The organism is Pseudomonas sp. SP16.1, assembly GCF_052682975.1.
Genome location: NZ_JBQYFZ010000001.1, coordinates 2341520 through 2363452, shown reverse-complemented (window position 1 = coordinate 2363452; position 21933 = coordinate 2341520). Strand labels below are relative to the sequence as shown.

Sequence of the window (21933 nt, the reverse complement as noted above, 5' to 3'; positions counted from 1 at the left end):
TCGATGGGCGGTTCAACTGACCAGACGGGTCAGATTGGGAAGGATCAGGACGACCGCCGTGGCGAAGAGAATTACGCCGGCCTGGCGGTATTTCGGCTGTTTGAACATGGCCGCATGCCTTTTGTTGTTATTGGTGTGGCGTCGGATGCCCGCCTCACTGCCTGGCGGGTTGCAGCGTCACGCCTGGGCGTGGTCTGACGTGCCACCCCGGCATATCCCGGCGGCGGCTCCCTGTACCCTTTCGATCCTGAGTACAAGACTAACTCTAGGGCTGGCATCACGAACTCTTTAGATGACTTGGTTGCTAACGGTTAACTGCTAGGAACTTCCAGCTATGCATGGCCTCTGGCCATCTCGTAGCGAGGCTTGAGGCAGACAGCTTGCCGGGGCTTCGCAGCGGCCAAGGGATCAAACGACCGTTCGTCTGAGCTCACTGGTCAATGGCGCTGAGCGGTTCGGTCATTGAGCGCTTAGCGCCCGACGCTATGGTAGTGAGGCTCAATAAGAACAGGTGTAGCCGGGACGCGATGTTCCGCCAGCGCCGTATCAGTCTCCGAGGACGCCATGACCGAAGCATATATTTTCGACGCGGTGCGCACGCCCCGCGGCAAGGGCAAGAAGGACGGCGCGCTGTACAGCGTCAAGCCCGTCAACCTGATCGCCGGCTTGCTGCGTGCGCTCCAGGAACGCAACGAGCTGGACACCAGCCAGGTCGATGACATCGTGCTCGGCTGCGTCACCCCGGTGGGCGACCAGGGCGCCGATATCGCCAAGACAGCCGCCATGGTGGCGGACTGGGGCGTCAGCGTCGCCGGTGTGCAGCTCAACCGCTTCTGCGCCTCGGGCCTGGAGGCGGTCAACCTGGGCGCGATGAAGGTGCGCTCGGGCTTCGAGGACCTGGTGGTGGTCGGCGGCGTGGAGTCCATGTCGCGCGTGCCCATGGGTTCGGATGGCGGCGCCTGGGTGATGGACCCGGAAACCAATATCCATTCCAACTTCGTGCCGCAGGGCGTGGGCGCGGACCTGATTGCCACCCTGGAAGGCTTCTCCCGCACCGACGTCGACAGCTTCGCCCTGCGCTCGCAGCAGAAGGCCGCGCGCGCCAGCGCCGATGGCTCGTTCGCCAAGTCGCTGATCCCGGTCACCGACCAGAACGGCATCGTGCTGCTCGATCACGACGAATTTATCCGCGGCGATTCCACCTTGGAGGGCCTGGGCAAGCTCAAGCCCAGCTTCGAGGTGATGGGCCAGATGGGCTTCGACGCCACCGCGCTGCGCGTCTACAGCCACATCGAGCGCATCGAGCACGTGCACACGCCGGGCAACAGCTCCGGCATCGTCGACGGCGCCGCGCTGATGCTGATCGGCTCCGAAGCCAAGGGCAAGGAACTGGGCCTCAAGCCGCGTGCGCGCGTCGTCGCCACCGCGGTGACCAGCACCGACCCGACCATCATGCTCACCGGCCCGGCGCCGGCCACGCGCAAGGCGCTGGCCAAGGCCGGGCTGTCGGTGGAAGACATCGACCTGTTCGAGGTCAACGAGGCCTTCGCCTCGGTGGTGATGAAGTTCATGAAGGACATGGGTGTGCCGGAGAGCAAGGTCAACGTCAACGGCGGCTCCATCGCCATGGGTCATCCGCTGGGCGCCACCGGCTGCGCGATCCTCGGCACCCTGCTCGACGAGCTGGAGAAGCGCCAGCTGCGCTACGGCCTGGCCACGCTCTGCGTCGGCGGCGGCATGGGCATCGCGACGATCATCGAGCGCATTTAAGGACTTTGTAGGGTGGATGAGGCGAAGCTCATCCACCGAGTAGCTGCCTGGTGGAAACCCGCTCCGCGGGTTTGCCACCCTGCGCGGCACCTATCGACAGGACATTCACATGACTGACGCCATCCGTTACGAAAAGGGCCAGGACGCGATCGTCGTGCTGACCATCGACATGCCCGGCCAGAGCGCCAACACCATGAACGCGGTCTACCGCGAGGCGATGGGCCAGATCGTCGCGCGCCTGGAAGCGGAGAAGGATTCGATTGCCGGGGTGATCGTCACTTCGGCGAAGAAGACCTTCTTCGCCGGCGGCGACCTCGGCGAGCTGATCAAGGTCACCAAGGCCGACGCCAAGCCGTTCTACGACATGGTCCTGGGCATCAAGGGCCAGCTGCGCCGCCTGGAAACGCTGGGCAAGCCGGTGGTGGCCGCGATCAACGGCGCGGCGCTGGGCGGCGGCTGGGAAATCTGCCTGGCCTGCCACCATCGTATTGCCCTGGACAACGCCAGCGTGCAGCTCGGCCTGCCGGAAGTGACCCTCGGCCTGCTGCCGGGCGGTGGCGGCGTGGTGCGCATGGTGCGCCTGCTGGGCCTGGAGAAGGCCCTGCCGTACCTGGCCGAAGGCAAGAAGGTGCGCCCGGACGCCGCGCTCAAGGCCGGCCTGATCCACGACCTGGCTGCTGACCGCGATGAAATGCTGGCCAAGGCCCGCGCCTGGATCGCCGCCAACCCGGCCGCCAAGCAGCCCTGGGACGTGCAGGGCTACAAGATTCCCGGCGGCACGCCGAGCTCGCCGAACGTCGCGCAGATGCTGGCCATCGCCCCGAGCGTGCTGCGCGACAAGACCAAGGGCTGCTTCCCGGCGCCGGAGAAGATCCTCTGCGCCGCCGTCGAGGGCGCCCAGGTCGACTTCGACACGGCGCAGATCATCGAGGCGCGCTACTTCACCGAGCTGACCTGCGGCCAGGTGGCGAAGAACATGATCGGCACCTTCTGGTTCCAGTTGAACGAGATCAACGCCGGCAGCTCGCGCCCGCAGGGCATCGCGCAGTACGTGACCAAGAAGGTCGGCGTGCTCGGCGCCGGCATGATGGGCGCGGGCATCGCCTATGTGTCGGCGGCCGCCGGCATCGAGGTGGTGCTCAAGGACGTATCCGTCGAGGCCGCGGAGAAGGGCAAGGCCTACTCGGCCAAGCTGCTCGACAAGAAGGTGAGCAAGGGTCATATGACGGCCGAGCAGCGCGAAAGCTTCCTGGCGCGGATCAGGGCGACCGATAGCGATGCCGATTTCGCCGGCTGCGACCTGATCATCGAGGCGGTGTTCGAGGATCGCGCGCTCAAGGCCAGGGTCTCCGCCGCCGCCGAGGCCGCTGCACTGGCGGATGCGGTGATCGCCTCCAACACCTCGACCCTGCCGATCACCGGCCTGGCCACGGCGGTGCAGAAGCAGGACAAGTTCATCGGCCTGCACTTCTTCAGCCCGGTCGACAAGATGCCGCTGGTGGAGATCATCAGGGGCGAGAAGACCAGCGACGAGACCCTGGCCCGTGGCTTCGACTACGTCATGCAGATCAGGAAGACGCCGATCGTGGTCAACGACAGCCGTGGCTTCTTCACCTCGCGGGTGTTCGGCACCTTCACCAACGAAGGCCTGGCCATGCTTGGCGAGGGCATCGGCGCGGCGCTGATCGAGAACGAGGCGCGCAAGGCCGGCATGCCGGTGGGGCCGCTGGCGATCAGCGACGAAGTCTCGCTGAGCCTGATGAACCATATCCGCCAGCAGACCCTCACGGACCTTGCCGCCGAAGGCAAGACCATTGCCGAGCACCCTGCGTTCGCTGTCATCGAGCTGATGCTTAACGAGTACAAGCGCCCGGGCAAAGCGGCAGGCATGGGCTTCTACGAATACCCGGCAGATGGCAAGAAGTACCTGTGGCCGGAACTCAAGGCGCGCTTCGAGAAGGCCGACGCGCAGATTCCGCAGCAGGACGTGCGCGATCGCATCCTGTTCATCCAGGCGATAGAGACGGTGCGCTGCATGGAGGAGGGCGTGCTGCAATCGGTGGCCGACGCCAATGTCGGCTCGATCTTCGGCATCGGCTTCGCCGCCTGGACCGGTGGCGCGCTGCAGTTCATCAACCAGTACGGGGTGAAGGACTTCGTCGCTCGTGCCCAGTACCTGGCCGAACGTTATGGCGAGCGCTTCCTGCCACCGGCACTGCTGCTGGAGAAGGCGGCCAGGGGCGAAACCTTCTGAGCTCGATTGCCTAGGCTGCCTCGTAGGTGCGCGTGCCGGACCCTGCGTTGAGCGTGACTCCGCTCAAGCCGCCGGACTCTGCTCCGGACTCGCGCAGACGGCTTGGCGAATGGCGAGCATTTCGCTGAGCCTGGTCGGCAGGCGCAGGGTCAGCATGCTGCCGTCGTCCAGTTGCAGGGCGGCTTCGCTCTCGAATCGCAGGCTGTGGCCGTCGAAATGAGCGTAGGTGATGCCGTAGGCATCGACGCTGAGTTGGCTGTGCATGGCGGAACTCTCAGGAATGGCTGTTTTTGTCCACCGGAGCGGGGCGTCGGGGGCGGCCGGCGTGCAAGGCGGCTGCGACGAACAGGCTGGCGAGTGCGGCATAGCGATTCATGGCGTTTTCCTTATGGTGAGGGGCGATGAGGCGATCATCGCCAAGCGAGCCGGCGCGCAGAAGTGAATGGCATGCATGGTCGCTATCGAGGGCGTTGATGGCAGGCGGCGTTGTAAAATTTTATTGACGAATGCGGCAATGCTTGAGCAGCTGCTGCAAGCGCGGCCATTCGGGACGCGACTATTTCCTTGGGGCGCCTCATGTGTTAAGAAAAACGCACAAATCACCCTCCCTTGGCGTTCACCTCAGGAATCTTCATGTCACTGCGTATTTGCATCCTGGAAACTGACATCCTTCGTCCCGAACTGATCGATCGGTACCAGGGTTACGGCCATATGTTCGAGCGGCTGTTCGCTCAGCAGCCGGTCGCCGCACAGTTCAGCGTATACAACGTGGTGGAGGGCCATTACCCGGCGGACAGCGAGCAGTTCGACGCCTATCTGGTAACCGGCAGCAAGGCCGATTCCTTCGGAACCGAGCCTTGGATTCAGACGCTCAAGGCCTATCTGCTCGACCGCTACCAGCGTGGCGACAAGCTGCTCGGCATCTGTTTCGGCCATCAACTGCTGGCCCTGCTGCTCGGTGGCAAGGCGGAGCGCGCGGAGCAGGGCTGGGGGGTCGGGGTGCACAGCTACAAGCTGGCGGGCAAGCCGGCCTGGATGAGCCCCGAGCTGGACGAGCTGCAGCTGCTGATCAGCCACCAGGACCAGGTGACGCGCCTGCCGGAGAAGGCCACGCTGCTGGCCACCAGCGATTTCTGCCCGATCGGCGCCTACCACATCGAGGACCAGGTGCTGTGTTTCCAGGGCCATCCGGAGTTCGTCCACGACTATTCCAGGGCGCTGCTCGAACTGCGCCAGCAGCACCTCGGCGAGCAGGTCTATCAGCAGGGGGTCGACAGCCTCCAGCATCATCAGCAAGGCAGCACCGTGGCCGAATGGATGATGCGCTTCGTCGCCCAGGGCAAGTCGTCCAAGGCTTGAGCCGAGCCCGGCATGCCGGGCTCTTTCATTCCGGCACGATGAAATGGGGTGACAGCCTCCTGCTTCCTTCCGGCGGTGGGTAGCCGGGCTGCAGCCTGAGGCTCTCGGCCAGCTCGAGGTGGTGCGCCAGCTTGTGGCTGCATTCGATGTTGCGCGCGATGGCGCCGGCCGAGCCCTTGCCGATGCCGAGTAGGGCGAGCAGGGTGGTCAGCAGGGCCAGGCTGGCGAGCAGCAGCAGGCGGCCGCGCTGTCTTCTCATGGCCGCCTCAGCCCCGTCCAATGGCGCCGGGCAGCGGCGGCAAGTGGCTGGCCAGATGGCGCAGAGGCCCGGGTTGGTCGAGCTCGGAAGCGTTGTCGGACAGGCTGGCGTAGCTCAGCACCAGCAGCGTGGACGTCGCGATCAGGTACAGGCCGATGGCGGCGAGGGCACCGCTGCGAGCAGCTTTGATGAGGCTGGACATCTCTGTGTTCCACGGTAGGGGGATGGCGTGGATGCAGAGTCGCTCAAGTCACTTCGATTGAATAATGGATTTTCTTTAGTGTAACTATCGATCAGGTTGATCGTTATGCGGCTCAGGTCGCCTGGGCCAGTTCGAGATCCATGGCGGCGATGCATTCTGTCATCGCCTGTTGGCAGCGTTCGATCAGAGCGGGCATATCGGCCAGGCCGAGCCCGGCGGTGGGAATCGGTGGCAGCGAGCGGATCAGGATGCGCCCGCTGTTCCAGCGGTTCAGGCGCATGGTCTGCGCATAGTTGCTGACGCACACCGGGATGATCGGCACCCCAGCGGCGATGGCCATCTGAAACGCGCCCTTCTTGAACGGCAGCAGCCCGCGCCCCAGGTTGCGTGTGCCTTCGGGAAATACCCAGATCGAGGTGTCGTGCTGGCGCAGGGTCTCGGTGGTGGTCAGCATGGCGCGCTTGGCGGCGGCCGCGTTGCTGCGGTCGATCAGCACGTTGCCGGCCAGCCAGTACAGCTGGCCGAAGAACGGCAGCCATTTCAGGCTCCGCTTACCGATGCTCACGGTGCGCCGCGGCACCACGCGGCCGAGCACGTACAGGTCGTAGTTGGACTGGTGGTTGGCGATGATCACGCAGGCGCTGCGCTGTTCCAGCAGCGGGCGTACCTCGGCTCTCAGCCTCAGGCGCAGCAGGCACAGGGCGGGCAGGGAATAGAGGCGGGCGCAGAGGCGGCTATTGTCGGGATTGAACGGCCGGCACAGGCCGATCGACAGACCGATCAGGCCGGCGAGGACGAAATGCACGGCCATCAGTAGCATGCGCAGAGCGAAGAGCATTATAGGTACGATCGTCAGGGAAAAGGGCGCGCAGTGTACGGATGCTCACTCAATCCGGCAATTACGCTGCCCTACCGACGCACCGGCCACCTATGATGCGCTGCGCGCACCAGCCGCTCCTCGCGGATGAGCGGTGTGCATGCGCTGCCCGCCAGGCTCGCGATACCGATGAACAGCCCGGCATCAGGCCGGGCTCGGGTGGGGCCGGGCTCAGAGCAGGTGCTGTTTGTCGAGTTCGATGGCCGCGTCCAGGGTTTCCAGCAGTGCCTTGCGCACTTTCAGCTTGGTGTTGCGGTGCGCGGTCATGTTGATCTTCTTCATCTGTTGCGCCACGGCATGGGCACTGGCCAGCAGCTGTTCGGCGGGCACCACCTTGTCGAGGAATCCGGCATCCACCGCGCCCTGCGGGTCGAACATCTCACCGTTGATCACCGAGCGGTGGAAGGCGGACTTGCGCAGGCGGTCGCGCGCCAGTTCGATGCCGACATGGTGCATGGTCATGCCGATCTGTACCTCGTTCAGGCCGATATTGAACGGGCCGTCGACGCCGATGCGATAGTCGGCCGATAGCAGGATGAAGGCGCCCTTGGCCACCGCATGGCCCGGGCAGGCGACGATGATCGGGTAGGGGTGGGCGAGCATGCGACGGGCCAGAGTCGAGCCGGCGGCCACCAGGTTCACCGCGTTCTGCGGGCCGGAGGTCATCACCTTGAGGTCGTAGCCGCCGGAGAGAATGCCGGGTTGACCGGTGACTATAACGATGGCGCGATCCTGCTCGGCGCGATCCAGCGCGGCATTGAAGGCGGCGATCACCTCTGGGGAGATGGCGTTGACCTTGCCGTTGCTCAGGGTGAGGGTGGCGATGCCGTCTTCGAGTTGATAGCTGATCAGGTCGCTCATGGCAGTTTTCCTTGTTAGGGCCGCGGGGCTGAATGTGGGCAGAAGGTACTCAGCCGCATCGCTGCGGTAAAGCGCCGCGGCTGACTGGCGAGTCAGCGCACTCGCCTGCTGCGGCGATGCTCGATGGCAACTGGACGCACTCCCGGCGAGGCTGCCTGAGGGTGTTGGGAAACGAGCGAGCCCACTTCAACGCCCTGTCCGCGATTCACTGCGTCGCTGCGCTTCTGGTCCTGACCGTCAGCGCGAGCGTCGCCGCGCGACCATTCCCCGTCCTGCCGTTAAGCGCATGAATCCTTTGAAAAAAAGTTTGCCATCGGGAAATCATTCGACTACATTAGCGCGCCTCGACAGGCTACACGCAAAAACGTCGAGATCCGGTGAAGTGTCCGAGTGGTTGAAGGAGCACGCCTGGAAAGTGTGTATACGGGAAACCGTATCAAGAGTTCGAATCTCTTCTTCACCGCCACTTTCGCAATACCTGAAGCCCTGAAAGCTAACAAGTTTTCGGGGCTTTTTGCTTTCTGGCTTTCGGCGGGTGTCGAAGAAGTGTCGAAAGCCCGATTTACTCGTAGTGGGACCAGAGCCGGAGCACTTTGACGGTCTGTTCATCCTGCAGCACCTGATAGACCAGGCGATGCTGAATGTTGATGCGTCGGGAGTAGGCGCCGGTCAGGTCACCAACCAGCTTTTCGTAAGGCGGTGGGTTCTGGAAGGGGTTTTCCCGTACCACTTCCAGCAGCGCTTTTGCCTTGTCCTTCAAGCCCGCTGCAGCGAGCTTATGAGCATCCTTCTGTGCTTGCTTTGTGTAGACGAGCTGCCAGGTCACCAGTCCAGTTCCTTAGCGCATTCGTCTACCGGTTCGGCCATGCCTTCCTTGATGGATTCGCGCATGCCAGGAACCGAGAGCAGGTACAGGGTCTCCTGAATCGCTTCCCAATCCTCGGCCGAGAGCAGGACGGAGTTAGTCCGCTTGCCGGAAATCAGAATGGGCTGGTGAGACTCGGCCGACTGATCCATCAGCCGATACAGGTTGGTGCGTGCTTCGCTTGCAGTAAGAGTTCGCATGGAGTGGTTCTCCTGGGCAGTGCTGCAAGCGTACGCTAAAACGTACGACATGTTAATGCCCCTCGTCGGTTAGTGGATTGAGCCGCAATGCGTCCTGCAGACGGTGCGGTGGCAGGTGTACATAGCGCATGGTCATTGCCGCTGCGGTATGTCCAGTGCTCCGGCTGGCTGGTTGCCGGCGGCCTATCGGCAATTGCCATGATCACTATCGAAAGCACTGATTTTCGCAGCGGTGGCGAGACGCTTAAGGTGGCCGCAACGCAGACTCAATAGGAGGCCGCCATGCCCCGTATCGATGTGGTGTCCCTGGTGGGCAGCGCCGTGCCCGCCGAGCTCAGGTCCGACGGCCATATGGCCTGCTGGCTGCTGATGGTCGACGGCCAGCCCAAGGCCGGCCCCTTCGCCTCGCGCGAGGCGGCATTGGCCTGCCAGGCGGTATGGCTGCTCAGCACCGGCTCGCGTGATCCGAGCGCCTCCTTGCTGGCCTGACCGACGTTTTCACTGCGCGTGCTCCCGCGCTCCCCTTGGCCCGCCTTTGGCGGGCTTTTTCTTGTCCGCGAGGTAAACTGGCGACCTTTTTCCGAGGGGCGCAGGCGTGGCGAAGTGGGACATTTTCTGCAGCGTGGTGGATAACTACGGCGATATCGGGGTGACCTGGCGTCTGGCGCGTCAGCTGGCGGGGGAGCACGGCCACGCGGTGCGCCTGTGGGTGGACGAGCTTGCCGCCTTCGTGCGGCTGTGCCCCGAAGCCAGCGCCACGGCCGAACGGCAGCAACTGTCCGGCGTCGAGTTGTGTCGCTGGCCCACGATATGGCCGGCAGTCGAGCCGGCCGAGGTGGTGATCGAAGCCTTCGCCTGTCATCTGCCGCCCGCATATATAGAGGCGATGGCCGCCAGCACCGCGCGGCGGCTGTGGTTGAACCTGGAATACCTCAGCGCCGAGGACTGGGTGGCCGGCTGCCACGGCCTGCCGTCGCCGCAGGCGGGCGGTCTGCGCAAGTTCTTCTTCTTCCCCGGTTTCGTCGACGGCACCGGCGGCCTGCTGCGCGAGGGCGATCTGCTGGCGCGGCGGCGCGCGTTCCAGGCGGACTCCGCGGCGCAGCAGGCCTTTCTCCAGCGCCTCGGGGTGACGCGCCAGGCGCATGCGCGGCTGATCTCGCTGTTCGCCTACGAGAACCCGGGGCTGGCGGGCTGGCTGCAGGCGCTGGCCGACGATCCACAGGCGAGCCAGTTGCTGGTGCCGCAGGGCAGGATTCTCGGCGATCTGCAGGCCTGGCTCGGCGACGGCGACCTGGCGCCCGGCGACCGCCGTCAGCGCGGCAACCTGCAGGTGCAGGTGCTGCCGTTCATGGCACAGGACGACTACGACCGGCTGCTGTGGTGCTGCGACCTCAATGCGGTGCGCGGCGAGGATTCCTTCGTGCGGGCGCAATGGGCCGGCCGGCCGCTGCTCTGGCATATCTATCGCCAGGAGGAAGGCGCGCACTGGGACAAGCTGGAGGCTTTTCTGGCGTTGTACGGTGCCGGGCTATCGCCGGCTGCGGCCGAAGCGTTGGGCGGCTTCTGGCGGGGCTGGAACGCCGGTGCGGGTACGGCCGAAGCCTGGCTGGCACTGCCGCAGGTCTGGCAGGAACTGCACGAACATGCCGAACGCTGGTGCATGGATCAGGCCGCTCGGCCGGACCTTGCCACGGCGCTGGAACAGTTTTACCGAAATTGGCTATGATACGCGGCCTAGATTTCTGTACCTCCCGCATATTTCGGATATCCGCATGAAAACTGCACAAGAAATGAGAGTCAACAGCGTGGCCCTGATCGATGGCCAGCCGTGGCTGATCCAGAAGGCCGAGTTCACCAAGTCCGGCCGTAACAGCGCCATCGTCAAGATGAAGCTGAAGAATCTGCTCAACGGCTCCAAGACCGAGACCGTCTACAAAGCCGACGACAAGATGGAGCCGGTGATTCTCGAGCGCAAGGAAGTGAACCTGTCCTACATCAACGGTGAGGACTACGTATTCATGGATCCGGAGTACAACTCCTACGAGCTGCGCGCCGAGGATCTGGAAAGCGTCCTGCCGTTCATCGAGGAAGGCATGACCGACGTCTGCGAAGCCGTGTTCTTCGAAGGCAAGGTGATCTCCGTCGACCTGCCGACCACCATCGTGCGTCAGGTGGTCTACACCGAGAACGCCGCCCGTGGCGACACCTCCGGCAAGGTGATGAAGCCGGCCAAGCTGCGCAACGGCACCGAGATCAAGGTCGCCGAGTTCGTCGATATCGACGACTGGATCGAGATCGACACCCGTGACGGTTCCTACAAGGGCCGCACCCAGGCGCCGCAAGCCTAAGCGCGAGCGTCACGCAAAACCCGGCCTTCGCGCCGGGTTTTTTATGGCCGTTGGGCCGTGGTTTCCTGCTGCGCATGGCGCACCCATGGGGTCATGAGGTTACTGCGGCGTTGTCGCCAGGCTGGCCAGCAGCGCCTGGTCCCAGGGCGGCGGGAAGCCGAAGCGCTGCTTGAGAAAACTCAGCAACAGGCGTGTGCGCGGGCTGGCTTCGCGCTCCAGGCGCAGTGCATAGATGCTCACCGGTTCCGCCGGCGGCAGGCCGTCGTCGCACAGTAGCGGCACCAGTTCGCCGCGCAGCAGCGCCTCGCTGCTTAGCCAGGTCGGCAGGTGGGCGATACCCAGGCCGGCGAGGGCGCTGAACAGCAGGGTCTCGGCGTTGTTGGTGGTCAGACGCAGGCGCTTGGGTTTGCACAGCTGCAGCCTGCCGTCCACCTCGAAGCGCCAGGCGTAGGGCGGTGCCAGGCTGTCCCAGTCGAGGCCGTCGTGCTGTTCCAGCTCCAGCGGGCTGCGCGGTATGCCCCGGCGGCGCAGGTAGTCCGGGCTGGCGCAGACGATGCGGGTCATCGAAGCCAGCGGCGTGGCCACCAGGCGGCTGTCCGGTAGCGGACCGATGCGCAGCACCAGGTCGACCTCGCCCAGATGCTCGCCGTGCAGGTCGACGAAGCTGTCGATCAGCCGCAGCTGCACGTCCAGCCCCGGGTTGGCGCCGAGGAAGTCGGCGATGGCCGGCGCCAGGTGGCGGCGGCCGAAGGGCGAGGGCGCATCGATACGGATCAGGCCTTCCGGCGCGCTGCTCAGCGACACCGCCTCGGCGCGCGCCAGATGCAGTTCGGCGAGGATGCGCCGGGCCCGCTCGGCGAACGCCAGTCCGGCCGGGGTGACCCGTACCGCATGGGTGCTGCGGCTGAACAGGTTGCTGCCGAGTGCGCGCTCCAGGGCATCGATGCGGCGCGCTACCGCGGACGGGGTGAGCGGGTGGCGGCGTGCGGCGGCGGAGAAGCTGCCGGCTTCCAGCACGTCGAGAAAGAGTTCCAGTTGGTCGGTCAGGGCATCGGGATTCATGGCGGCGGTGCCTTTGCGTGATAGGCACAGCCATTGTGCGTGGCTGTGCGTTTCCGCGCCAGGTCTCGCTGATTAGCATGCCGGCATTGTCTGGAGGTGCCATGAATCTGCTCGAGTTCTCGCTGAATCTGTTGCTGGGCCTGGGCCTGGGTACCCTCGGTGGCCTGTTCGGTATCGGCGGCGGGCTGATCGCCATTCCGGTACTCGGCGTGCTGTTCGGCCTGGATCAGCAACTGGCCCAGGGCACGGCCCTGGTGATGGTGGTGCCGAACGTGATGCTGGCGCTGTGGCGCTACCACCAGCGCAACCGCATCGATCCGCGTCACGCCCTGCTGCTCGGCGCCTCCAGCCTGGCCTGCGCCTGGCTGGCCTCGCTTTACGCGGTGGGCCTGGAGGCGCGCACCATGCGCTGGGCCTTCGTCGCGTTCCTGCTGGCCCTGGTCGGCTACAACCTGCTGCGCATGCTGATGCGCCAGGCGCCGGCGAGCGCCGAGCTGCGTCACCCCTGGGGCTGGTTCGGCGCACTGGGTGGCGTGTCCGGGGCGATGGGCGGGTTGTTCGGCGTCGGCGGCGCGGTGGTGGCCACGCCGGTGCTGACCAGTCTGTTCGGCACCAGTCAGGTGGTGGCCCAGGGGCTGTCGCTGGCGCTGGCATTGCCCAGCACCGGGGTGACGCTGCTGACCTACGCATTGCACCAGCACGTCAACTGGCTGATGGGGGTGCCGTTGGCCGTCGGCGGGTTGCTCAGCATCAGCTGGGGCGTGCGCATGGCCCACGCCCTGCCGGAGCGCCTGTTGCGCAGCCTGTTCTGCGCCTTTCTGCTGGTCTGCGCGGTGCTGCTGGCGCTCGAATAGCGCCCGGTGCTTCAGAAGCGGTAGGCCTGCCGCGCGATGGCCGCAAGCAGCTCGGGGCGAAGCGGCTCGAAGCTCGCCGAGCCCGGCAGGCGGACGAACAGCGGGCCGTCGACCTGGGCCGGGTCGTAGCCGGCCTGTTTCAGGTCGGCCTTCTTGTACTTGAAGGTGCCGGTGGTCTGCACCTCGCCGAGCAGGCGCACGAACAGCGGCGCGGCGTAGGCTGGCAGCTCCGCGTCGAGATGAGCGGCCAGCGCCGCGCCGTCCAGCTCAAAGCCTTGCGCCAGGCGTAGCGCGGCCATGCCGCAGCGGCCGTTGGTGCCGGGAATTTCCACGCCATAGACCACCGCATCCTCGACACCGGGGAAGGTGCCGAGCAGGTTCTCCACCTCGGTAGTGGAGACGTTCTCGCCCTTCCAGCGGAAGGTGTCGCCAAGGCGGTCGACGAACTGCGCGTGCTTGCAGCCGATGTCGCGCATCAGGTCGCCGGTGTTGAACCAGGCGTCGCCCTTCTTGAACACGTCGCGCAGGATCGCAGCCTCGCTCTTGGCCGGGTCGGTGTAGCCGTCGAACGGCCACTTGGCGCTGATCTCGCTGATCAACAGGCCCGGCTCGCCTTTGTTTGCCTTCTGCAGGAAACCCCTATTGCCGCGGATCGGCCGATCGTTCTCCAGGTCGTAGCGGACGATGGCGTAGGTGGCCGGGGTGTAGCCGACGGTATTGTCGAAGTTGAACACGTTGGTGAAGCCGATGTTGCCTTCGCTGGAGGCATAGAACTCGGTGATCTGCTCGATACCGAAGCGCTGCTTGAACGCCGCCCAGATCGATGGGCGCAAGCCGTTGCCGATCATGCAGCGCAGGCTGTTGCCTTTTTCCTCGATACATTCGGGCTGGTTGAGCAGGTAGCGGCATAGGTCGCCGATATAACCGAAGCAGGTGGCCTGGTAGCGCGCCACGTCCGCCCAGAAGGCGCTGGCGGAGAACCTGCGGCGCAGGGCGATGGCCGCACCACCGGCCAGCGCCGCGCTCCAGCATACGGTGACGGCGTTGTTGTGGTAGCAGGGCAGGGTCAGATAGAGCACGTCGTGCTCGTTCAGCGTCAGCCCGGAGTGGCCGAAGCCGCCATAGGCCTTGATCCATTTGCCGTGGCTCATGATCGAGGCCTTGGGCAGGCCGGTGGTGCCGGAGGTGTAGATCAGGAAGCAGGCGTCCTTGATGCGCACGCGCAGGCTGTCCGGCGGGTTGTCCTCGGCCTGGCCGGCGGCCAGGCGCATCGGGTTGCGCCAGCCGTCCGGCGCCTGCCCGGCATCCGCCAGGCAGTCCTGGTCGGCGATCCAGTAGCGCGGCGCGTCGGGCTGGTCCAGCTGCCCGGCAACCTCGGCGAAGGCTTCGCGAAGCTCATCGCCCACCACCAGAAAGCCCGGCTCGACCAGATTGAGGCTGTGCGCCAGCACCTTGCCGCGCTGGGTGGTGTTGACCAGCGCACCGACCGCGCCGAGCTTGCTCAGCGCGGCGAGGATGGCCAGCAGCTCCAGGCGGTTCTCCAGCATCACCGCGACCACGCTGCCGTGGCCGACGCCCTCGGCCTTGAACGCCCAGGCCAGGCGATTGGCCCAGGCGTTGAACTGGCGATAGCTGAGCCGGCGCTGCTCGTCCATCAGTGCCGGACGCTCGGGATAAAGCTGCGCGGCGCGCTGCAGGGCCCAGGCCAGCGACAGGTTCTTGTCGCGGTTGCGGATGCCCGCGTAGTACAGACCGCGCAGCATGCGCGGCACGCGCGGCAGGTGCTGCGGCAGATGGGCAAGGAAGCGGATCGGGGAGATCAGGTCGGTCTGGCTCATGGCGCTCGCACTTTGGGCTGTTATGAATTGGAGGCGAGTCATGACTCTAGTCAGCCTAGCGCCCACCAGCCATGGCCCTGGTGCGCCGAGCGGTGGGCAGATCGGCAAATAGCCTCTCTGGTCGGGTGCGCCGTGCGCACCGAGATGGCCTAAGGCTTTGCAGCTGACTCGGTGCGCGCGGCGCACCCTACGGATCGAGGCTACGAAGTCGAAACCGCATTCCCTCTCCCCCAGCCCCTCTCCCATGAATGTGAGAGGGGAGCGGAGCGTATCCAGCAGTGTTCAATCGACGAACAGATCCGGCACCAGGCTGCCGCCTGCGGGATCGAAGCGGTAGCGCTCGAAGTCGCTGATGCCCTGTTCGCGCAGGATGTCCTCGTCGATCAGCAGGCGCCCGCTGATGCGGCGGCTTTCGCTGGACAGGATGGCATGGGCGGCATCGGCCATGATCGCCGGAGTTCGCGCCCGCTTGAAGGCGTCGCGGCTACCCAGTTCGAACTCGATGGCGGCGGTGGCGATCATGGTCTTCGGCCACAGCGAGTTGACGCTGATGCCGTACTTCCTGAATTCCTCGCTCATGCCCAGGGTGAGCATGCTCATGCCGTATTTGGTGACGGTGTAGGGGCCGTGCTGGGCGAACCACTTGGCGTCGAGGTTGAGCGGCGGCGACAGGTTGAGGATATGCCCGCCCGCGCTCTTCTTCCCCGTAGCGGAGCTGCTATTTTTCAAGTACGGAAGAGCGGCCTGGCTGCACACCAGCACCGCGCGGGTGTTGATCTGGTACATCAGGTCGAAGCGCTTGGGCTCCAGCCTCTCCACGCCGACCAGCTTGATCGCCCCAGCGTTGTTGACCAGCGCATCGATGCCGCCGAAATGCTCGGCCGCGCGCGCCATGGCAGCAGCCACGGCCTGCTCGTCGCGCACGTCCAGTTGCAGCGCCAGGGCCCGGCCGCCGGCGGCCTCGACCTCGGCGGCGACGCTATGGATGGTGCCCGCAAGCTTCGGGTGCGGCTCGGCGCTCTTGGCCGCAATGACGATGTTGGCGCCATCGGCGGCGGCCTTGAGGGCGATCTCGCGGCCGATGCCACGGCTGGCACCGGTGATGAACAGGGTCTTGCCGGAAAGTGACATGGGCGTGCTCCGATATCGTTGTTATGGGGCCTTGTGGGAGGGGCGTAGGGTGGATGACGCTTGTTTCATCCACCGGGGCGGATGGGGGGCGCGTCATTCACCCTGGGATCAGCCGTCATGCATCGGCGGCCTCTATCTCCACCAGCAACTGGCGGCTCTTGACCTGGTCGCCGCGGCTCACGCCAACGCGGCGGATCACGCCGTCGACACCGGCCTTGAGCAGGTGTTCCATCTTCATCGCCTCCAGCACCAGCAGCAGCTGGCCCTTGGCGACCGTCGCGCCCTCTGCGACCAGCACCTCGACGATGGCGCCGTCCATCGGCGCCTTGACGCTGCCACAGGCCGCCGCGTTGCCGGCGCTGGTCGGGGCGTGGGTGACGTCGTGCAGCTCCAGGTTGCCGGCGTGGCCGAACAGGCGGATGCAGTCACCGTCCAGGTGGTAGGCCAGGCGCCTGCGTACGCCATCCAGCTCGACGACGGCCCAGCGACCGTCGTGGCTCAGCAGGCGCAGTTCGAGCGAGCGCTCGCCCAGTTCGACCTGCAGCCTGGGCTGGCTGCCCGGCTCGAGCACCTGCAGCGCCACGCCCAGCCGCTGGTCGCCGAGCCTGAGCACGAAGCGCCAGGGCACACTGCCGGCGCTGCGCCAACCGGCCAGCTCGCCCTGGTGGGCGCGTGCGCTGGCCGAACGCTGGAAGAGCAGGGCGGCGGCCAGGGCCAGTTCTTCGCTGTGCGGCGGCTGCGGGGCGAGGCTGGGGTCGCCGGTGAAATGTTCGGCGATAAAGGCGGTGGTGGCGTTGCCGGCAGTGAAATCGGGATGCGCCAGCAGGTTGGCGAGAAAGCGCTGGTTGCCGTTCACCCCCAGCAGCACGCAGTTCTCCACGGCGCGCAGCAGCTTGCGCCGGGCCTCGTCGCGGGTGGCGCCATAGGCGATGACCTTGGCCAGCAGCGGGTCGTAGAAGGGCGTCACGGCCTGGCCTTCGACCAGGCCGTGGTCGATGCGCACACCGCTCAGCAACTCCGGCTCCCAGCGCAGCACCTGGCCAGTCTGCGGCAGGAAGCCGGCGGCCGAATCCTCTGCGTACAGGCGCACTTCCATGGCGTGGCCGCTCAGGCGAATCTCGTCCTGCTCGAGCGGCAGCGGCTGGCCGGCCGCCACGCGAATCTGCCAGGCCACCAGGTCCTGCCCGGTGATCAGCTCGGTGACCGGGTGCTCGACCTGCAGGCGGGTGTTCATCTCCAGGAAGAAGAATTCGCCGCTGGCGTCGAGCAGGAACTCCACGGTGCCGGCGCCGACGTAGCCGACCGAAGCCGCCGCCTTCACCGCTGCCTCGCCCATGGCGCGGCGCAGCTCGGCCGTCAGCACCGGGCAGGGCGCTTCCTCGACCACCTTCTGGTGACGGCGCTGCACCGAGCAGTCGCGCTCACCGAGGTAGACGATATTGCCGTGCGCATCGCCGAATACCTGGATCTCGACGTGGCGCGGGCGGATCACCGCGCGTTCGAGGATCAGCTCGCCGGAGCCGAAGGCGTTCTGCGCCTCCGAGCGGGCGGTGCGCAGCTGCGCCAGCAGTTCGCTGGATTCCTCTACCAGGCGCATGCCGCGACCACCTCCACCGGCGCTGGCCTTGATCATCAGCGGGTAGCCGATGCGCTCGGCTTCGCTGGCCAGGGTCTCGTCATCCTGGGCGGCGCCTTCGTAGCCGGGAATGCAGGGTACGCCGGCCTCCAGCATGGCGATCTTCGACAGGCGCTTGCTGCCCATCAGGTGGATGGCTTCCACGGTCGGGCCGATAAAGACGATGCCGGCTTCTTCACAAGCGCGGGCGAAATCGGCGTTCTCGGAGAGAAAGCCATAGCCGGGGTGGATGGCGTCGGCGCCGGTCTGGCGCGCCGCCTCGATGATGTTATCGATCACCAGGTACGACTGATTGACCTGGGCCGGGCCGATGCACACCGCCTCGTCGGCCAGCTGCACATGGCGAGCGTCGGAGTCGGCCTGGGAGTAGACCGCCACGGTGCGGTAGCCGAGCTCGATGGCGGTGCGCATCACCCGGCAGGCGATCTCGCCGCGGTTGGCGATCAGGATCTTGTTGAAGGCGGGCATCTGGGTGCTCCTGCTGTGCGGTCTGATTGATCTGTCCCGGATTGCATCCGGGCGATGTCGATTTATCCCCTCTCCCGCAAGCGGGAAAGGGGCGCTTCTACTCCGCCCACCTGGGCTTGCGCTTCTGCACGAAGGCCATGGTGCCTTCGAATCCCTCTGCGCCGGTGACGGCCGCGGCGAATTGTTCGGCGGCGCGGTCGAGCAGCGGGCCGAGGGCCTCGCGCTCGCTGGCCAGCAGCAGGGCCTTGGTCTGGGCGTTGGCCTGCGGCGCGCACTGGCGGATCTGCTCCAGGGTTTCGGCCAGGCGCTGCGCCAGTGCGGACTCATCGGCCTCGCAGTAATGCACCAGGCCCAGGCGCAGCGCCTCGGCGCCGTCGAAACGGGCCGCGGTCAGGGCCAGGCGGCGCGCCTGGGTCAGGCCGATGCGACGCACCACGAAGGGGGCGATCTGCGCCGGCAGAATGCCCAGGGTGGTTTCCGGCAGGCCGAATCTGGCGCTCTGCGCGGCGATGGCGATATCCGAGACGCAGGCCAGGCCGAAACCGCCACCAAGCACCGCGCCTTCCAGCACGGCAATCAGCACCTGGCTGGCGTTCTGCGCTTCTTCCAGCAGGCTGCCGAAGGCGCGGTTCAGCTCGCGGTAAGCATCGCCACCCACGGCACGCGCCCCGGCCATGTCCTTGATATCGCCGCCGGCGCAGAAGTGCCCGCCGGTGCCGCGCAGGACGATGGCGCGCACGCCGGCGTCGTGGCGCACGGCCTCCAGGGTGGCGCGCAGCTCGCCGACCATGGCCAGGCTCATGGCGTTGCGACTGTCCGGGCGGTTGAGGGTGACGTGCAATACGCCCCCGTCGAGGCTGAGCAGCAGGGTTTCGCAGTGGGGCAGGTTGCTCATGGTGATACCTTTGGTTTCGGCGGTTCGCGGCGCAGGCCGCTCCTACGGTGCGCAGGGTGGGTCGTGGGTTATCGATCCACCCCGTGGCTCAGCCCTTCTTTATGGCCTACCGTCCCCGGCGGCCACCCTTCTGGCCGTCGCTGCGCGACGTTAAAAATCGTTCCCGACTATTTTTTCTTCCCCGGCAGGATGCCCATCAGCTTGCAGATGATGCCGAGCATGATCTCGTCGGCGCCGCCGCCGATGCTGACCAGACGCACGTCGCGATAGGCACGCGACACCGGGTTGTCCCACATGAAACCCATGCCGCCCCAGTACTGCAGGCAGGCGTCGGACACCTCGCGGCCGAGGCGGCCGGCCTTGAGCTTGGCCATGGAGGCCAGCTTGGTCACGTCGCGGCCCTTCACGTACTGCTCGGTGGCCTGGTAGACCAGCGCGCGCAGGGCCTCGATCTCGGTCTGCAGTTCGGCCATGCGGAAGTGGATGACCTGGTTGTCGATCAAAGGCGCGCCGAAGGTGTGGCGCTGCTTGCAGTACTCGATGGTGCTGTCGACGCAATGCTCCAGGCCCTTGATCATGTTGGCCGCGCCGAACAGGCGCTCCTCCTGGAACTGCAGCATCTGCATCATGAAGCCAGACCCTTCTGCCCCTATGCGATAACGCTGCGGCACGCGCACGTTGTCGAAGAACACCTGGGCGGTCTCCGAGCTGCGCATGCCGAGCTTGTCCAGGTGCGGGCTGACGCTGATGCCCGGGGCCTTCATCGGCACCATGATCAGCGACTTGTTGACGTGCGGCTTGTCGTCGCTGGTGTTGGCCAGCAGGCAGATGAAGTCGGCGGACGGAGAGTTGGTGATCCACATCTTGCTGCCGTTGATCAGGTAGTCGTCGCCGTCCTTGCGCGCGCTGGTCTTCAGGCCGGCCACGTCGGAGCCGGCGCCGACTTCGGATACACCGATGCAGCCGACCATGTCGCCGGCGATCGCCGGCTTGAGGAACTCCTCGCGCAGCTCGTCGGAGCCGAAGCGCGCCAGGGCCGGGGTGCACATGTCGGTCTGCACGCCGATGGACATGGGGATGCCACCGCAGCGGATGGTGCCGAACTCTTCGGCGGCGACTATCGAGTAGCTGTAGTCCAGGCCCATGCCGCCGAACTTCTCCGGCTTGGAGATGCCCAGCAGGCCGAGGTCGCCGGCCTTCTTGAAGATCTCGTGGATGGGGAAGCGGCCGTCCTTTTCCCACTGGTCGACGTGCGGGTTGATTTCCTTGTCGACGAAATTCCGGACCGTGCGGCGCAGCTCTTCGTGTTCCTGGGTAAAGATCATTGTTGTGGTTCTCCTCGTTCTAACCCCCTCTCCCTTGAGGGAGAGGGCTGGGGTGAGGGTGGAAGGTCTAGCCCCTCACCCCTAACCCTCTCCCCGGAGGGGAGAGGGGACTCAAAAGCGGGCCACGCCGAAGCTGTTGTTCTTCAACGGCCGCAGGTTGGCCTCGGCGCAGATATCCAGCAGAAAACCCAGCAGCTTGCGCGTATCGCGCGGGTCGATCAGGCCGTCGTCCCACAGGCTGGCGGTGCCGTAGAGCGCGGTGGACTGGCTGTCGAGCTTCTGCGCGGTGGCCATTTCCAGCATGTCGAGCATCTTCGGGTCGGCTGGGTTGCCTGCCTTGCGGTGCTTCTCCTCGGTGACGATGCGCAGCACCTTGCCGGCCTGTGCGCCACCCATCACCGCGGTGCGGCTGTTGGGCCAGGCGAAGATGAAGCGCGGGTCCAGGCCGCGGCCGCACATGGCGTAGTTGCCGGCGCCGTAGGAGCCGCCGACGACGAGGGTGAGCTTGGGCACCGTGGCGTTGGCCACCGCCTGGATCATCTTCGAGCCGTGCTTGATCACGCCCTGCTGCTCGGATTCCGTGCCGACCATGAAGCCGGTGGTGTTGTGCAGGAACAGGATCGGCGTATTGCTCTGCTCGCACAGCTGGATGAACTGCGCGGCTTTCGCGGCGCCGCTTGGGGTGATCGGCCCGTTGTTGCCGATCAGCCCACAGGGCTGGCCTTCGATCTGCAAGTGACCGCAGACCGTCTGGTTGTCGAACTCGTGCTTGAAGTCGAGGAACTCGGAGCCGTCGGCGATGCGCGCGATGATCTCGCGCACGTCGTAGGGCTTCTTGGCATCGGCAGGGACGATGCCGAGCAGTTCCTCGGCCGGATATAGCGGCTCCTTGTATGAGCGCTGCGGGCGCGCTGGCAGTTGGGCGTTCCATGGCAGCATGCCGACTATCTCGCGGGCCAGACGCACGCCGTCGGCATCGTTCTCGGCCAGGTACTCGGCGGTGCCGGCGATCCTCGCGTGCATCTCGGCGCCACCGAGCTCCTCGTCGCTGGCGATCTCGCCGGTGGCGGCCTTGAGCAATGGCGGGCCGGCGAGAAACAGCTTGGCCTTGCCGCGCACCACTACCACGTAGTCCGACAGCCCCGGCTGGTAGGCCCCGCCGGCGGTGCTGGAGCCATGCACCACGGTGATCTGCGGGATGCCGGCGGCGGACAGGCGGGCCTGGTTGGCGAAGGCGCGCGCGCCCTCGACGAAGATATCCGCGGCGTAGCTCAGGTTGGCGCCGCCGCTCTCGGCCAGGGTGACGATGGGTAGCCTGTTCTCGGCGGCGATCTGCTGCAGGCGCAGCGATTTGCGCAGCCCGGTGGGGGAGATGGTGCCGCCCTTGATCGCGCTGTTGCTGGCGCTGACCAGGCAGCGCACTCCGGCCACGTAGCCGATGCCGGCGATCAGGCCGCCGCCGGCCTGGGTGCCGTCCTTGTCGTCGTGCAGCCGGTAGCCGGCCAGCGAGCAGAGTTCGAGGAAGGGTGCCCCCGCATCGAGCAGCAGGTTGAGGCGTTCGCGCGGCAGCAACTGGCCGCGCTTGTCGAACTTGGCCTTGGCCTCATTGGCCTTGTCCAGCACCTTCCGTTCCACCTCGCGGAAGCTGGCGATGGCGGCCAGCATCGCCACGCGGTTCTGCGCGAAGGCTTCGCCAAGGGCGTCGATTTCCGATTGGATCGCGGGCATC

21 protein-coding genes and 1 tRNA gene are annotated in these 21933 nt (G+C 65.9%); 8 read left to right on the top strand and 14 right to left on the bottom strand.

Annotated elements, in window-relative coordinates:
* The first annotated feature begins 564 nt into the window (after positions 1-564).
* Both ACUTAF_RS11430 and ACUTAF_RS11425 read left to right on the top strand, forming a co-directional pair.
* Complete coding sequence (locus ACUTAF_RS11430) at positions 565-1770, top strand: acetyl-CoA C-acetyltransferase (protein ID WP_445580064.1); 1206 nt, start codon at positions 565-567, stop codon at positions 1768-1770.
* A gap of 109 nt (positions 1771-1879) precedes the next feature.
* Complete coding sequence (locus tag ACUTAF_RS11425) at positions 1880-4024, top strand: 3-hydroxyacyl-CoA dehydrogenase NAD-binding domain-containing protein (protein WP_445580063.1); 2145 nt, start codon at positions 1880-1882, stop codon at positions 4022-4024.
* Positions 4025-4087: 63 nt separating this feature from the next.
* Here ACUTAF_RS11425 and ptrC read toward each other — a convergent pair whose 3' ends face one another.
* Positions 4088-4288, bottom strand: a complete 201-nt coding sequence (gene ptrC, locus ACUTAF_RS11420) for a type III secretion system co-regulatory protein PtrC (RefSeq protein ID WP_445580062.1) — start codon at positions 4286-4288, stop codon at positions 4088-4090.
* 369 nt (positions 4289-4657) lie between these two features.
* Between ptrC and ACUTAF_RS11415 the strand changes: the two genes are divergently transcribed.
* Complete coding sequence (locus ACUTAF_RS11415) at positions 4658-5383, top strand: amidotransferase (protein ID WP_445580061.1); 726 nt, start codon at positions 4658-4660, stop codon at positions 5381-5383.
* Positions 5384-5408: 25 nt separating this feature from the next.
* Here ACUTAF_RS11415 and ACUTAF_RS11410 read toward each other — a convergent pair whose 3' ends face one another.
* The 4 genes from ACUTAF_RS11410 to ACUTAF_RS11395 all read right to left on the bottom strand — a co-directional run bounded on the left by ACUTAF_RS11410 (position 5409) and on the right by ACUTAF_RS11395 (position 7582).
* On the bottom strand, positions 5409-5642 hold the full coding sequence (locus ACUTAF_RS11410) for a hypothetical protein (protein WP_445580060.1): 234 nt from the start codon (positions 5640-5642) through the stop codon (positions 5409-5411).
* Between the two features lie 7 nt (positions 5643-5649).
* Positions 5650-5844 (bottom strand): hypothetical protein, encoded by a 195-nt coding sequence (locus ACUTAF_RS11405; RefSeq protein WP_445580059.1) that lies wholly within the window; start codon positions 5842-5844, stop codon positions 5650-5652.
* Between the two features lie 112 nt (positions 5845-5956).
* Entirely contained in the window at positions 5957-6682 is a 726-nt protein-coding gene (locus ACUTAF_RS11400; RefSeq protein ID WP_445580058.1) for a 1-acylglycerol-3-phosphate O-acyltransferase, read from the bottom strand.
* Between the two features lie 210 nt (positions 6683-6892).
* A complete protein-coding gene (locus ACUTAF_RS11395; protein ID WP_445580057.1) occupies positions 6893-7582 on the bottom strand; it encodes a crotonase/enoyl-CoA hydratase family protein in 690 nt (229 codons plus the stop codon).
* A 376-nt stretch (positions 7583-7958) separates the two neighbouring features.
* Between ACUTAF_RS11395 and ACUTAF_RS11390 the strand changes: the two genes are divergently transcribed.
* A tRNA-Ser gene (locus ACUTAF_RS11390) sits at positions 7959-8048 on the top strand.
* A 96-nt stretch (positions 8049-8144) separates the two neighbouring features.
* Here the strand turns inward: ACUTAF_RS11390 and ACUTAF_RS11385 are convergent.
* The gene (locus ACUTAF_RS11385; protein ID WP_445580056.1) at positions 8145-8408 is read right to left on the bottom strand and encodes a Txe/YoeB family addiction module toxin; all 264 of its coding nucleotides are present in this window, start codon (positions 8406-8408) and stop codon (positions 8145-8147) included.
* Positions 8405-8647 (bottom strand): type II toxin-antitoxin system Phd/YefM family antitoxin, encoded by a 243-nt coding sequence (locus tag ACUTAF_RS11380; RefSeq protein WP_445580055.1) that lies wholly within the window; start codon positions 8645-8647, stop codon positions 8405-8407. Before ACUTAF_RS11380 ends, ACUTAF_RS11385 begins: the two co-directional genes overlap by 4 nt.
* A gap of 282 nt (positions 8648-8929) precedes the next feature.
* On the opposite strand from ACUTAF_RS11380, the gene ACUTAF_RS11375 reads away from it, so the two are divergent.
* From ACUTAF_RS11375 to efp, 3 genes are all read left to right on the top strand, one after another.
* A complete protein-coding gene (locus tag ACUTAF_RS11375; protein ID WP_445580054.1) occupies positions 8930-9136 on the top strand; it encodes a hypothetical protein in 207 nt (68 codons plus the stop codon).
* A 106-nt stretch (positions 9137-9242) separates the two neighbouring features.
* Positions 9243-10373: an elongation factor P maturation arginine rhamnosyltransferase EarP gene (gene earP / locus ACUTAF_RS11370; protein WP_445580053.1), complete on the top strand. Its 1131-nt coding sequence runs from the start codon at positions 9243-9245 to the stop codon at positions 10371-10373.
* 46 nt (positions 10374-10419) lie between these two features.
* The gene (gene efp, locus ACUTAF_RS11365) at positions 10420-10995 is read left to right on the top strand and encodes an elongation factor P (RefSeq protein ID WP_445580052.1); all 576 of its coding nucleotides are present in this window, start codon (positions 10420-10422) and stop codon (positions 10993-10995) included.
* A gap of 99 nt (positions 10996-11094) precedes the next feature.
* On the opposite strand, the gene ACUTAF_RS11360 is transcribed toward efp, so the two are convergent.
* On the bottom strand, positions 11095-12057 hold the full coding sequence (locus tag ACUTAF_RS11360; RefSeq protein WP_445580051.1) for a LysR family transcriptional regulator: 963 nt from the start codon (positions 12055-12057) through the stop codon (positions 11095-11097).
* A gap of 101 nt (positions 12058-12158) precedes the next feature.
* On the opposite strand from ACUTAF_RS11360, the gene ACUTAF_RS11355 reads away from it, so the two are divergent.
* Positions 12159-12911 (top strand): sulfite exporter TauE/SafE family protein, encoded by a 753-nt coding sequence (locus ACUTAF_RS11355; RefSeq protein ID WP_445580050.1) that lies wholly within the window; start codon positions 12159-12161, stop codon positions 12909-12911.
* An 11-nt stretch (positions 12912-12922) separates the two neighbouring features.
* Here the strand turns inward: ACUTAF_RS11355 and ACUTAF_RS11350 are convergent, their stop codons facing one another.
* The 6 genes from ACUTAF_RS11350 to atuC form a co-directional block, all read right to left on the bottom strand.
* On the bottom strand, positions 12923-14749 hold the full coding sequence (locus tag ACUTAF_RS11350) for a long-chain-acyl-CoA synthetase (RefSeq protein WP_445580049.1): 1827 nt from the start codon (positions 14747-14749) through the stop codon (positions 12923-12925).
* A gap of 282 nt (positions 14750-15031) precedes the next feature.
* Positions 15032-15880: an SDR family oxidoreductase gene (locus ACUTAF_RS11345; protein ID WP_445580048.1), complete on the bottom strand. Its 849-nt coding sequence runs from the start codon at positions 15878-15880 to the stop codon at positions 15032-15034.
* 115 nt (positions 15881-15995) lie between these two features.
* A complete protein-coding gene (locus ACUTAF_RS11340; protein WP_445580047.1) occupies positions 15996-17984 on the bottom strand; it encodes an acetyl/propionyl/methylcrotonyl-CoA carboxylase subunit alpha in 1989 nt (662 codons plus the stop codon).
* Between the two features lie 97 nt (positions 17985-18081).
* The gene (locus tag ACUTAF_RS11335; RefSeq protein ID WP_445580046.1) at positions 18082-18879 is read right to left on the bottom strand and encodes an enoyl-CoA hydratase/isomerase family protein; all 798 of its coding nucleotides are present in this window, start codon (positions 18877-18879) and stop codon (positions 18082-18084) included.
* Between the two features lie 167 nt (positions 18880-19046).
* Positions 19047-20204, bottom strand: a complete 1158-nt coding sequence (gene atuD, locus ACUTAF_RS11330; RefSeq protein WP_445580045.1) for a citronellyl-CoA dehydrogenase — start codon at positions 20202-20204, stop codon at positions 19047-19049.
* 111 nt (positions 20205-20315) lie between these two features.
* On the bottom strand, positions 20316-21932 hold the full coding sequence (gene atuC / locus ACUTAF_RS11325; RefSeq protein WP_445580044.1) for a geranyl-CoA carboxylase subunit beta: 1617 nt from the start codon (positions 21930-21932) through the stop codon (positions 20316-20318).
* Position 21933: the final 1 nt, after the last annotated feature.

Coding starts and splice junctions, on each gene's coding strand:
- ACUTAF_RS11405 (WP_445580059.1), bottom strand. CDS start 5,844: ATGTCCAGCCTCATCAAAGCTGCTCGCAGCGGTGCCCTCGCCGCCATC.
- ACUTAF_RS11340 (WP_445580047.1), bottom strand. CDS start 17,984: ATGCCCGCCTTCAACAAGATCCTGATCGCCAACCGCGGCGAGATCGCC.
- ACUTAF_RS11410 (WP_445580060.1), bottom strand. CDS start 5,642: ATGAGAAGACAGCGCGGCCGCCTGCTGCTGCTCGCCAGCCTGGCCCTG.
- ACUTAF_RS11430 (WP_445580064.1), top strand. CDS start 565: ATGACCGAAGCATATATTTTCGACGCGGTGCGCACGCCCCGCGGCAAG.
- ACUTAF_RS11335 (WP_445580046.1), bottom strand. CDS start 18,879: ATGAGCAACCTGCCCCACTGCGAAACCCTGCTGCTCAGCCTCGACGGG.
- ACUTAF_RS11355 (WP_445580050.1), top strand. CDS start 12,159: ATGAATCTGCTCGAGTTCTCGCTGAATCTGTTGCTGGGCCTGGGCCTG.
- ACUTAF_RS11375 (WP_445580054.1), top strand. CDS start 8,930: ATGCCCCGTATCGATGTGGTGTCCCTGGTGGGCAGCGCCGTGCCCGCC.
- ACUTAF_RS11380 (WP_445580055.1), bottom strand. CDS start 8,647: ATGCGAACTCTTACTGCAAGCGAAGCACGCACCAACCTGTATCGGCTG.
- ACUTAF_RS11425 (WP_445580063.1), top strand. CDS start 1,880: ATGACTGACGCCATCCGTTACGAAAAGGGCCAGGACGCGATCGTCGTG.
- atuD (WP_445580045.1), bottom strand. CDS start 20,204: ATGATCTTTACCCAGGAACACGAAGAGCTGCGCCGCACGGTCCGGAAT.
- ACUTAF_RS11395 (WP_445580057.1), bottom strand. CDS start 7,582: ATGAGCGACCTGATCAGCTATCAACTCGAAGACGGCATCGCCACCCTC.
- ACUTAF_RS11350 (WP_445580049.1), bottom strand. CDS start 14,749: ATGAGCCAGACCGACCTGATCTCCCCGATCCGCTTCCTTGCCCATCTG.
- atuC (WP_445580044.1), bottom strand. CDS start 21,932: ATGCCCGCGATCCAATCGGAAATCGACGCCCTTGGCGAAGCCTTCGCG.
- efp (WP_445580052.1), top strand. CDS start 10,420: ATGAAAACTGCACAAGAAATGAGAGTCAACAGCGTGGCCCTGATCGAT.
- ACUTAF_RS11345 (WP_445580048.1), bottom strand. CDS start 15,880: ATGTCACTTTCCGGCAAGACCCTGTTCATCACCGGTGCCAGCCGTGGC.
- ACUTAF_RS11415 (WP_445580061.1), top strand. CDS start 4,658: ATGTCACTGCGTATTTGCATCCTGGAAACTGACATCCTTCGTCCCGAA.
- ACUTAF_RS11400 (WP_445580058.1), bottom strand. CDS start 6,682: ATGCTCTTCGCTCTGCGCATGCTACTGATGGCCGTGCATTTCGTCCTC.
- ptrC (WP_445580062.1), bottom strand. CDS start 4,288: ATGCACAGCCAACTCAGCGTCGATGCCTACGGCATCACCTACGCTCAT.
- ACUTAF_RS11360 (WP_445580051.1), bottom strand. CDS start 12,057: ATGAATCCCGATGCCCTGACCGACCAACTGGAACTCTTTCTCGACGTG.